Raw genomic sequence first — 11809 nt, 5'->3', positions numbered from 1 at the left:
CGGCCTCCGGCCCGGAATATCCGCCAGGCGTAATCTGTGCGGCATGGATCCGAAGAACTGGGCCGGTCTGAAGCCGTTCGGCATCGGCGAGCGCAAGCCCAACAACTATCTGGAGCTGTGGAAGGCGTTCCAGTCGGTCAAGGGCAACCGGAGGTACGCCTGGCGCATCCTCACCCAGGGCACCTGCGACGGCTGCGCGCTCGGCACCCGCGGCATGCGCGACTGGACCATGGACGAGGTCCATCTGTGCAACATCCGGCTGCGGCTGCTGAAGCTCAACACGATGCCGGCGCTCGACCCCTCGGTCCTGGCCGACGTGTCCCACCTGGCCGGCATGACCAGCGCCCGGCTCCGTGATCTGGGGCGCCTGCCGTACCCGATGATCAGGCGGGCTGGAGAGCCCGGCTTCCGCCGGATCTCGTGGGAGGAGGCGCTGGCGACGGCGGCGCCGCGTCTGGGCGAGCGCCTGGGGGTCTACCTGACCAGCCGCGGCGTGCCGAACGAGAACTACTTCGCCGCCCAGAAGGCCGTGCGTGCCCTGGGCACCAACTCGGTCGACAACGCCGCGAGGATCTGCCACTCGCCGTCGACCGTGGCACTCAAGCAGACGATCGGCGCGGCGGCCACCACCTGCTCCTACACCGACTGGATCGGCTCCGACCTGATCGTCTTCATCGGCTCGAACCCGTCCAACAACCAGCCGGTGGCCATGAAGTACCTGTACCACGCCAAGAAGGCCGGGACGAAGATCGCGATGGTCAACGCCTACCGCGAGCCCGGAATGGACAAATACTGGGTGCCGTCGAACGCCGAGTCGGCCGTGTTCGGCACGAAGATCACCGATCACTTCTTCGGGGTGAACGTCGGGGGCGACATCGGCTTCCTCAACGGCGTGCTGAAGCACCTCGTCGAGAACGACTGGCTCGACAAGGTCTTCATCGACGAGCACACCTCCGGCTTCGAGGAGGCGTGCGACGCCGTCGCCGGCCAGTCGTGGGAGTCGCTGGAGGCGCTGTCCGGGGCCACCCGGCAGCAGATGTACGAGCTCGCCGAGCTCCTCGGCCGGGCCCGCTCAGCCGTACTCGTCTGGTCGATGGGGATCACCCAGCACACCTACGGCGAGGACAACGTCCGCGCGATCGTCAACCTGGCGCTGGCGCGGGGCTTCGTGGGGCGCGACCACTGCGGGCTCATGCCGATCCGGGGCCACAGCGGCGTGCAGGGTGGCGCGGAGATGGGCGCGTACGCCACCGGGCTCCCCGGCGGCCTGCCGATCACCCCCGAGAACGCCGAAAAATTTCGCAAAATATGGGGATTCGAGGTGCCGACCAGCCCGGGGCTGACGGCGACGGAGATGATCGACGCCGCCCACGCGGGCGAGCTGGACACGCTCATCTCCAGCGGCGGCAACTTCCTGGAGGTCCTGCCCGACCCGGGCTACTGCCGCGAGGCGCTGTCCCGGCTGAAGCTCCGCGTCCACATCGACATCGTGCTCTCGTCGCAGATGCTCGTTCCGGGCGCCGGTGACGTGCTGCTCCTGCCCGCCCAGACCCGTTACGAGATGGCCGGCGGAGTCACCGAGACGTCCACGGAACGGCGGATCATCTTCTCGCCGGAGATCGACGGACCCCGCATCGGGGAGGCGTGGCCCGAGTGGCGGATCTTCACCGAGCTGGCCGTCCGCGCCCGCCCCGAGCTGGCCACGACCCTGCGCTACTCCGGGACGCCGGAGATCCGCGAGGACATCGAGAGAGCCGTCCCGTTCTACGCCGGAATCGCCCGGCTGGCCCGCTTCGGTGACAGCGTCCAGTACGGCGGGCGGCATCTGTGCCCCGGTGGCCGGTTCCCCACGGCCGACGGCCTGGGGCACTTCTCCGCCGTGGCCCTCCCCGAGCTAGAGCGCCCGGACGGGTCGTTCCTCGTCGCCACGCGGCGGGGCAAGCAGTTCAACAGCATGGTCCACGAGCGCCGTGACGGGTTCAACGGCGCGACCCGCGAGGCCGTGCTGATGAGCGCCTACGACGCCGACCGGCTCGGCCTGCCCGACGGCGCTCCGGTCGAGCTGCGCCAGTTCGAGGGGGAAGAGGTGTTCCGGGGGAAGGTCATGCGGGCTCCCCTCATGCCGGGCAACCTGCAGGTCCACTGGCCGGAGGGCAACGTGCTCCTCGACAAGGCCCGCCGCTCCCCCGACGCCAAGATCCCCGACTACAACGCGCTCGTCGTCATCCGCCCCACCCCTCCGCCGTGATCATGCAGAGATTCCCGGCCACCCCGCGTGACCAGCCCCCACCCCCCGCCGTGATCATGCACAAGTTCCTATAGTTAGCCTCTGACCAGCGAAGAAGCGATTCGTGACCATGCAATCTTGCGACAGCCGTACGCACCGGCCCGGACCCGTCACGCGGATCCGGGTGCGGGAGGTCGCCGGCTCCGCCGTACGGGACCGGAGAGACGACCTGGCCACGGAGGAGCCCCTGGAGATCAGGCTGCTCGCCGGGGGCGAGAGCCGTACGGTCGCGATCACCATGCGCACGCCGGGCGCGGACTTCGAGCTCGCGGCGGGGTTCCTGCACGGCGAGGGCGTCGTCGCGCCCGGCGACATCGCGGCCATCGGCTACTGCACCGACGAGGATCTGGAGCCCGAGGCCCGCTACAACACCGTGACGGTGCGGCTCGGCGTCCCGAAGCTGCCCGATCTCGCGTCGCTTGAGCGGCATTTCCTGACATCGAGCGCCTGCGGGGTCTGCGGCACGGCCAGCCTCGACGCCCTCCGCGACCGTTGCCCACCGCTCCCCGCCGGCTCGGCGATCACGGTGTCCCCCGAGGTTCTGTACGGCATGCCGTCCCTGCTGAGGAAGGCGCAGGGGGTGTTCGGCAGGACGGGCGGCCTGCACGCGGCGGGGCTGTTCACGCCCGACGGGTCGCTCGCCGGCGTGCGGGAGGACGTCGGGCGGCACAACGCGGTGGACAAGCTCGTGGGCTGGGCGCTCCTGGGCGGCCGGCTGCCGCTCGACCGGCATGTGCTGCTGGTGAGCGGGCGGGCGAGCTACGAGATCATGCAGAAGGCGGTGACCGCCGGCGTCCAGGTCGTCTGCGCGGTCTCGGCCCCGTCGTCGCTCGCCGTCGACCTGGCCAGGCACTTCGGCGTGACGCTGGTCGGGTTCCTCCGGGAGGAGCGGTTCAACATCTACGCGGCCGCCGAGCGGATCCCGACCTGACGACTGCATGATCACGAGCCGCGTCGTTGCAGGCCAGCGGCATTGCCGGGAATTCCTGCATGATCACCAACCAGCGGATGGCAGGCCCAGGCGCTCCACCGGAATCCCTGCGTGATCACCAACCGGCGGATGGCGGGTTCCGGGTGCTCCACCCGGAACCCGCACATGATCACACCCCCACAGAGGTCAGCCCGTGTTCTGGAGGCCGGCGGCCACGCCGTTCACGCTCAGGAGCAGCAGGGTGGACAGGCCTTCCCGCTGCTCCTCCGACAGGTCCTCATCGGCCCGCAGCGCCGACAGTGCGCGTAACTGCAGGTGGCTGAGCGCGTCCACGTAAGGGTCGCGGAGCTGCACGGCCCTGGAGAGGACCCGCCGGTTCTCCAGCAGCCGGGTGTGGCCGGTGACCTCCAGCACGAGCTTCCTCGTCCGGTCATACTCGTCGAGCACCTGCTCGACGAAGTCGTCCCGGCCGCCGAGCGCCAGATAGCGCGACGCGATGGACCGGTCGGTCTTGGCCAGCGACATCTCCGCGTTGTCCAGCATCGCGGCGAACAGCCGCCACTCCCGGTACGCCGACCGGAGCTCGTCCAGGCCGCCCTCGGAGACGACGGCGGCCAGGCCGCTGCCCAGGCCGTACCAGCCCGGCAGGTTGACCCGGGTCTGCGCCCACGCGAAGACCCACGGGATCGCCCGCAGATCATCGAGTGACCGCGGGGCGCCCAGACCACGCCGGGCGGGACGGGAGCCGAGCCGCAGGGAGCCGATCTCCTCCAGCGGGCTGACCAGGGCGAACCACTCCGGGAAGCCGGGAGCCTCGGTCAGCGCCCGGTATGCCTGCTCGGAGGCGGTGGCGACCTGATCGGCCAGCGTGCGGAACTTGGACGCGGCGGCGGCCGCGCTCGACTCCACGGCGGAGGTCGAGGCCAGCAACACCGCGTTGGTCACCTGCTCGATGTGCCGCCGGGCGATCGCGGAATGTCCGTATCGGGCGAAGATGACCTCGCCCTGCTCGGTGACCTTGAACCGGCCGGCCACCGACCCGGGGGCCTGGGCCAGCACGGCCCGGTTGGCGGGGCCGCCGCCACGGCCCAGGGCGCCGCCCCGGCCGTGGAAGAGCGTCAGCCGCACGTCGTTCTCGGCGGCCCAGTCGGTCAGCGCGGCCTGGGCGTCGTAGAGGCGCAGCGTCGCGGCGGCCGGCCCGAGCTCCTTGGCCGAGTCGGAGTAGCCGAGCATGACCTCCACCCGCCGCCCGTTCTCGGCGAGCCGCCTGCGGACGGGCTCCAGCGACAGCATGCCGTCCAGGACGGCCGCCGAGTTGTCCAGGTCTTCCCCCGACTCGAACAGCGGCACCACGTCGAGCACCGGAGCGCGGTCGCCGAGGGCGTGCCGGGCCAGCTCGTAGACGGCGGCGACGTCGTCGGCGGACCGGGTGAAGGACACGACGTAGCGCCGGCACGCCCGCACGCCGAAGCGCTCCTGGATCCAGCCGATCACGCGGATCGTGGCGAGGACCTCCTCCGTCCGCTCTGAGAGCTTGCCGGAGGCGATCTCCTTCAGCGCGACCGCGTGGACCTCGGAGTGCTGGCGCACCTCCAGCTCGGCCAGGTGGAACCCGAAGGTCTCGACCTGCCAGATCAGGTGCTGCAACTCGCCATAGGCCTGCCGTACGGCTCCCGCGGTCCGCAGGGAGTCCTGCGCGAGCCTGAGGTCGGCGATCAGATCGGCCGGCGAGAGGTAGGCGAGGTCGAGATCGCGGCGGCGGGTGGCCGCGATCCGCGACGCCACGAACAGCAGCCACTGCCGGTGGGGCTCCTGCGGCGAGCGCGTCGCCACCTCCGACACCAGGTCGGGATGGTCGTCCTCGGCCGCCGACAGCGCCGCCCGCAGCTCGGCCGACGGCGGCGTGTAAGCCGCGGAGGCCGTCATGGTCCGGCCGATCCGCGTGGCGGCGTTCTCCAGCGCGGTGAGCACGTGCTCCGCGTGGATCAGGACGGCTTCGCGGGTCACCTTGGCGGTCACGTTCGGGTTGCCGTCGCGGTCGCCGCCGATCCAGCTCCCGTAGCGGATGAACGCCTTCGACAACGGCTCGCGCGTGCCGGTCCCGGGCTCCAGGGCCGCGTCGAGCGACCGGTAGATCAGCGGGACCGTCCGGAACAGCGTCTCGTCGAAGGCCGCCATCGCCGTACGGACCTCGTCGAGCGGGTCCAGCTTGGTCGACCGGAGCTGGGACGTCCGCCAGAGCAGGTCGATCTCCTCCAGCAGCCGCCGGAGGGCCTCCTCGCGCTCGCCCGTCCCCCGGCCCGGCGCGTTGTACTCGCCGAGGTGGGCGCTGATCCGCTGGATGGCGGTTACCACGGCCCGCCGACGCGCCTCGGTCGGATGCGCGGTCAGCACCGGGCGGAACTCCAGCCCGTCGATCAGCTCCTGGAGCCGCTCGTCGCCACGCAGTGCCTGTACGGCTTCCGCAAGCGACTCGCGCAGCGGGACGTCGTCCTTGTCGCGCTGCCGCAGGATGCGGATCCGGTAGTGCTCCTCGGCCAGGTTGGCCAGGTGGAAGTAGCAGGTGAAGGCGCGGGCTATGTGGACGGCCCGGTCGACCGGCCACTCGGCCACCATGGCCGCGATGTCGTCGGCGGTCGTCTCGTTGCGCCGAGCGGCGATCACGGCTTTGCGCAGCCGTTCGACGTCGGCGAGGAGGCCGGGACCGCCGTGTTCGGCGATCACCTGGCCCAGGAGTCCACCCAGAAGGCGCACGTCGGCACGGAGCTCATCCGGCATCTCCGTGACGGCACTGTGTCGTTCGGCAGGGGCGATGGCGGCCATGCTTGGAAGGCTAGCGAATCCCTTTCGGCCACCCGAGACCGGTCTCATTAATTGGACTAGACCATTAGATTGGCCTCGCTCCGCTCGGCGGCTCGGGGTCGCTCGTTCCTCGCTCCCTCTCGACTCCTCAGTCCAGACACCGCCGCGCCCCTCGCAGATCAGGTGGGGCGGATCAGCTGAAGTAGACCAAACGAGGGTGGGTCAGGTGGGGCGGGAGACGGCGGCGACGAGGTCGGGCATGCGGTTGAAGCCGATCGACGCGCCCAGGCGGCGGCCCGCCCAGGCGATGAGAAGCCCGTACGGCACGGCCAGCACGCACAGCCAGTAGGCGCCCAGGAGGATGGGGAGGCCAACCGGCAGGGCGATCATCGAGGTGCCCAGCATCGCGCCGAACGAGGCGAGGAACGCCTGCCCGCCCTGGCCGGGAGCGGCCCCGCTGAAGGCGTTGAGCCGGTCGGGGAACGTGTACGGAAGGATCACGCTGGTCACCGAGCCCACTCCGAGTGCCACTCCCAGCACCCCCCACGCCGTGAGCGCGGCGACGAGAGCCCACGGGAGGGTCCCGGCGATCAGGGCGGCGACCACGGAGACCACGGTCAGCAGCGGCACCGCGATGATCGCGATGGCCAGGTGCCGCCCCGCGAGATCCGTACGGACATCACGGTCCGTGGCGAAGGCCACCGCGTTCATCCAGAGCGACGGCCCGTCGATGCCGAACACGTTGGCCGCCTGCAACCCGATCATCAGAGCGGCCAGGCATGCCGGGGCGATCGCGGACGCGGGCCCCTGCCAGCCGCCGGGGCCGCGGAGGGAGAACATGATGATCCCGCTCACGGCGATCGCGGTGAACCAGGAGATCCGGCCGCGCGGCTCGCGCCGGGCGTACTTCAGCTCCTTGGCCACGATGGCTCCCAGCATCCCGCCGGGCAGGAACCGCCCGATCCGCGACCGCCGCACCGAGCCGCCGCTCTGGTTGGAGGAGTCGGGCGTGACGAGAGCCCGCCGCAGCGCCGCTATCCACAACCAGGCGAGCACCACGACGACCATCGCGACGACGATGAGGTCCGCGACGCCGATCAGCCCGCCGTCGGCGATCGCGTGCGCGGCCAGTCCCGGCGGCGTCCAGCGCAGCGCCGAGCCGGCCGATTCGAGCAGCTTGCTCGGTTCGCCGGGCAATCCCCGGTTGAGCAGCAGATTGGGAAGCTGGAAGAGAAGGACGACGAAGACGGCGGCCACCGCGAGCAGGTCGCGCCCCCTGCGGCTGCGCAGCGCACCGGACAACGCGGTGGTGACCGCGCGCGAGGCCACCAGGCACAGGGCGAACTGGAGCACCACGGCCACCAGCCCGAGCAGGACGCCACCGAGGCCCGACGCGAGGCCGACGACGCCTCCGGCGAGGACGATGAGTGAGGCCAGCGGCCACGGCCCGGTCGCCGACGCGGCGAACATGCCGATCGCCAGTTGCCGTGTGGTCAGCGGGAACAGCGCCAACCGCGACGGATCGAGCGTCTCGTCCAGGCCGAAGGCCAGCAGGGGGACGAGAATCCACCCGATCGTGAACAGGGTGAACGCCACGATCCCGATGTCGAGCGCGACGTCGGCGGGCGCGAGCCGTACGAGGCTGAAGAGCAGGAAGCCGGCGACGGCGGCCACAACCGCGCCGATGACGGAGAACACGAAGCCGAGCTGTTTGATCGTGTCGCCGCGGAGGTTGCCCCTGATCAGCCGCAGCTTCAGCCGGACGAAGAGCCTCACCATCGCGCCGGCCTCCCCGCGAGCGGGCGCATCCGCGAGGGCGCCGATGTCAGGCCGTCGAGGAGCCGAGCCATGTCAGGCCCTCCTCCCCGTTGCCGCGTGCGCCGACGAGCTCCAGGAACGCCTCGTTGAGCGTCCGGTCGCGGCGCACCTCGTCGAGCGGGCCCTGCGCGACGATGTGGCCGCGGCTCATCACCGACACCCAGTCGCAGAGCCGTTCGACCAGGTCCATGACATGGCTGGAGAAGATGACGGTGGATCCGGAGGCGGTGTATCTCCGCAGCACCTCCACGAGGGTGTTCGCCGACACCGGGTCGACGCCCTCGAACGGCTCGTCGAGGAAGAGCACGTCCGGATTGTGCAGCAGCGCCGCCGCGAGGCCGATCTTCTTCCGCATGCCCGTCGAGTAGTCGACGACGAGTTTGTCCTGCGACTCGACCAGATCCATGATCCGCAGCAGCTCGTCGGCCCGCCTGCCGACCTCGGCGAGCGGGATGCCGCGGAGCTGGCCGTTGTAGAGCAGCAGTTCCCGCCCGGACAGGCGCTCGAACAGCCGCAGGCCCTCGGGCAGCACGCCGATGTGCGCCTTCACGCTGACGGGATCGGACCACACGTTGTGGCCGTTGATCTCGATCAGACCTCCGTCGGGGCGCAGCAGCCCGGTGACCATGCTGAGCGTCGTGGTCTTTCCCGCTCCGTTGGGGCCGACGAGCCCGGCGAAGCTCCCTCTGGGCACGATCAGGTCGATCCCGCCCACCGCGATCTGCTGCCCGAACCGCTTGAACAGGCCTTGCGTGCGCACCGCCTCCACCATGGGCCCCACTCTGCCAGCTCTCGACGTTGTACGGCTTTCGCCTGGTACCCCATGAACGCGCGGGGATCTTCCCGTGGTTCCGCTGTTCTGCCGCCGTCTTTTGGCCCCGGCTTTGGCGCGGCTGGGACCACCCCGCGGCGGGCCGATGCCGGATGCTCGTTACCCTGTCCGACATAAGGTCCGAGATGAGGCCCGGATGAGGTCCAAATGAGGTCCGAGGTGAGGTCCGAGGTGAGGTCCGAGATGGAGTGCGGGACCGCTGCGCGCGGACGAGGAGCGGTGAGCGACCGATGAGTGCTGAGCGGGCTCACGAGATCGACATCCACACGACCGCCGGCAAGATCGCCGACCTTGACCGGCGCAGGCAGGAGGCCGTGCACGCCGGTTCCCAGCGGGCGGTGGAGAAGCAGCACGCCAAGGGCAAGATGACGGCCCGCGAGCGGCTGATTTCGTTCCTCGACGAGGGATCCTTCGTCGAGTTCGACGAGCTGGCCAGACACCGCTCGACGAGCTTCGGGCTCGACCGGGAGCGTCCGTACGGCGACGGTGTGGTGACCGGCTACGGCACGGTCGACGGCCGCCCGGTGGCCGTGTTCGCGCAGGACTTCACCGTCTTCGGCGGCTCACTCGGCGAGGTCTTCGGCGAGAAGATCGTCAAGGTCATGGATCACGCGCTGAAGACCGGCTGCCCGATGGTCGGGATCAACGACTCCGGTGGGGCGCGCATCCAGGAGGGGGTCGTCTCACTGGGCCTCTACGCCGAGATCTTCAAGCGGAACGTGCACGCCTCGGGCGTGATCCCGCAGATCTCGCTCATCATGGGGCCGTGCGCCGGTGGCGCCGTCTACTCCCCCGCCCTGACCGACTTCGTCCTGATGGTTCAGGAGAAGTCGCACATGTTCATCACCGGGCCAGATGTGATCAAGACGGTCACCGGTGAGGAGGTGACGTTCGAGGAGCTGGGCGGCGCGCACACCCACAACTCGAAGTCGGGCGTCGCCCACTACGAGGCCTCCGACGAGGAGGACTGCCTGGAGTTCGCCAAGGCGCTGCTGTCCTACCTGCCGTCCAACAACATGGACGAGGCTCCGGCCTTCGAGACCGAGGTCCCGCTGGAGACGACCGACGAGGACCGCGAGCTCGACACGCTGGTCCCCGATTCGGCCAACCAGCCCTACGACATGCAGACGGTCATCCGGCACGTCCTGGACGACGGCGACTTCCTGGAGATCCACGCCGGTTTCGCGCCGAACATCGTCGTCGGCTTCGGCCGGGTCGAGGGGCGTTCGGTGGGCGTGGTGGCCAACCAGCCGATGAGCTTCGCCGGAACGCTCGACATCGACGCCTCGGAGAAGGCCGCGCGGTTCGTCCGGACCTGCGACGCCTTCAACATCCCGGTCCTGACCTTCGTGGACGTGCCCGGATTCCTGCCGGGCACCGGCCAGGAGTGGAACGGCATCATTCGCCGGGGCGCGAAGCTCCTCTACGCCTACGCCGAGGCCACCGTGCCGCTGGTCACGGTCATCACCCGCAAGGCGTACGGCGGGGCCTACGACGTCATGGGGTCCAAGCACCTCGGCGCCGACATCAACCTGGCCTGGCCCACCGCGCAGATCGCCGTGATGGGGGCCCAGGGCGCGGTCAACATCCTCTACCGGCGTGAACTGGCCGCCGCGGACGCCCCGGACGCCGCCCGCGCCCGGTTCGTCACCGAATATGAGGACACCCTGGCCAACCCCTACCTCGCCGCCGAGCGGGGTTACGTCGACGCGGTCATCCGGCCGTCGGAGACCCGGGTCCAGATCGTCCGCGCGCTCCGCGCCCTCCGCAACAAGCGGGCCACCCTGCCCCCGAAGAAGCACGGGAACATCCCCCTATGACCGCCCCCATGAGTGAGCGAGAGCCGTACCTCAGGATCGTGCGGGGCGACGCGACGCCCGAGGAGGTCGCCGCCGTCGTCGCGGCCATCACCTCACGGGCACCCCGGGTGACGAAAGCCGTACAGAAGGCGGAAAACTGGAGGAATCCGGCACATCGGATGCGAGGCGCCCTGCCGCGCGGCCCGGGAGCATGGCGGGCCTCCTCGTTCCCCGGTTCCCGGTAGGCCTGACAGCGAGCGTCAGGCGATTAGATCAGCCGATCAGGGTGTCAACTGGCCCAAGAGTTGGGACTATCTAGATAGTGGGGGAATATAGTCAGCCGATCAACTAGTGACGAGTCCTGGAGGACAACATGGCCATCCCGGACTTCAACGCCCACGGCATGGCCGCTAAGTATGCCGTCCTTGTAGACGTTGGTTACCTCTACGCGGCGGCCGGCGAAGTTCTTTTGGCAGCGAAGGAGCGCAAGGAGTACCGCGTCGCGGCGGACGAACTGATCCAGTCGCTCCAGAAACACGCGCTTGAGCGCATTCCCGGCGAGCTGCTCCGAGTCTACTGGTACGACGCCGCCCGCGATCGCGTGCCCACCGTGGACCAGCGGGTGATCGCCCAGCTTCCCTGGGTGAAGGTCCGGCTGGGCAACCTGAACGCCCGTGGCCAGCAGAAAGGCGTGGACGCCCAGATTCGGAGCGACCTGGAGGCCCTGGCCCGCCACCACGCCGTGAGCGACACCGTCCTGATCGCCGGTGACGAGGACATGGTCCCCGCCGTGGAGGCCGCCCAGGCGTACGGTGTGCGGGTCCACCTCTGGGGCGTCGAGCCGCCGTTCGGCACCAACCAGGCCGAGCGGCTGGTCTGGGAGTCCGACACCGTGGAGATCCTCAGCGCCGACTTCCTGCGCCCCTACTTCAACCGCGCGCCCGCGCCGGTGCCCGTCACGCCCGCTCCGTCGCCCGCCCAGGTCTTCGCCGGCCGTACGGTGAAGCCCATTCCGAAGGCTCCGGTCGGCCAGGTGACGAAGCTGGGCCCCGGCCGCCCGCATGTCGAGGAGGTCGGCGAGCACGTCGCGCAGAAGTGGATCCTCACGCGCGGCCGCGACAACATCCGGGACCTGCTGCCCGGCCCGATACTGCCCACGGTCATCGACACCGAGCTGCTGATCGAGGCGGAGAAGGAGCTCGGCCACTCGCTGCGACCGTATCCCGAAGCCAGAGTCTGGCTCCGAGACGGCTTCTGGGCCCGGGTCTACCGCGAATTCGACCTGGGCGTAGGCATCTCCAGCAAGTGACCCCCCTTCCTTCGCCGTGATCATGCACAGG

General features: G+C 69.9%; 8 protein-coding genes. 5 read left to right on the top strand and 3 right to left on the bottom strand.

Translation table 11 applies throughout. The features are described 5' to 3' along the window. Positions 1 to 43 precede the first annotated feature (43 nt). Together N5079_RS00940 and fdhD are read left to right on the top strand one after the other, a co-directional pair. Entirely contained in the window at positions 44 to 2248 is a 2205-nt protein-coding gene (locus tag N5079_RS00940) for an FdhF/YdeP family oxidoreductase (RefSeq protein ID WP_261581318.1), read from the top strand. A gap of 109 nt (positions 2249 to 2357) precedes the next feature. Then, positions 2358 to 3218, top strand: coding sequence for a formate dehydrogenase accessory sulfurtransferase FdhD (fdhD, locus tag N5079_RS00935; RefSeq protein ID WP_261581844.1), 861 nt, complete (start codon positions 2358 to 2360; stop codon positions 3216 to 3218). A gap of 186 nt (positions 3219 to 3404) precedes the next feature. On the opposite strand, the gene N5079_RS00930 is transcribed toward fdhD, so the two are convergent. From N5079_RS00930 to N5079_RS00920, 3 genes are all read right to left on the bottom strand, one after another. After that, a complete protein-coding gene (locus N5079_RS00930; RefSeq protein WP_261581317.1) occupies positions 3405 to 6041 on the bottom strand; it encodes a phosphoenolpyruvate carboxylase in 2637 nt (878 codons plus the stop codon). Between the two features lie 201 nt (positions 6042 to 6242). Continuing rightward, positions 6243 to 7799, bottom strand: coding sequence for a hypothetical protein (locus N5079_RS00925; RefSeq protein ID WP_261581316.1), 1557 nt, complete (start codon positions 7797 to 7799; stop codon positions 6243 to 6245). Between the two features lie 46 nt (positions 7800 to 7845). Beyond that, the gene (locus tag N5079_RS00920) at positions 7846 to 8610 is read right to left on the bottom strand and encodes an ABC transporter ATP-binding protein (RefSeq protein ID WP_261581315.1); all 765 of its coding nucleotides are present in this window, start codon (positions 8608 to 8610) and stop codon (positions 7846 to 7848) included. A 290-nt stretch (positions 8611 to 8900) separates the two neighbouring features. Here N5079_RS00920 and N5079_RS00915 point away from each other — a divergent pair, with 290 nt between their 5' ends. The 3 genes from N5079_RS00915 to N5079_RS00905 all read left to right on the top strand — a co-directional run bounded on the left by N5079_RS00915 (position 8901) and on the right by N5079_RS00905 (position 11778). Beyond that, a complete protein-coding gene (locus tag N5079_RS00915; protein WP_261581313.1) occupies positions 8901 to 10490 on the top strand; it encodes an acyl-CoA carboxylase subunit beta in 1590 nt (529 codons plus the stop codon). 8 nt (positions 10491 to 10498) lie between these two features. Further along, positions 10499 to 10714 (top strand): acyl-CoA carboxylase subunit epsilon, encoded by a 216-nt coding sequence (locus N5079_RS00910; protein ID WP_261581312.1) that lies wholly within the window; start codon positions 10499 to 10501, stop codon positions 10712 to 10714. A 128-nt stretch (positions 10715 to 10842) separates the two neighbouring features. Next, positions 10843 to 11778: an NYN domain-containing protein gene (locus N5079_RS00905; protein ID WP_261581311.1), complete on the top strand. Its 936-nt coding sequence runs from the start codon at positions 10843 to 10845 to the stop codon at positions 11776 to 11778. The last annotated feature ends 31 nt before the right edge of the window (positions 11779 to 11809 follow it).

Source organism: Planotetraspora sp. A-T 1434 (assembly GCF_025420585.1).
Lineage (GTDB): Bacteria > Actinomycetota > Actinomycetes > Streptosporangiales > Streptosporangiaceae > JAOEGB01.
Note: the sequence above shows the minus strand (reverse complement) of the source record. Positions and strands in the feature narration are given on the sequence as shown.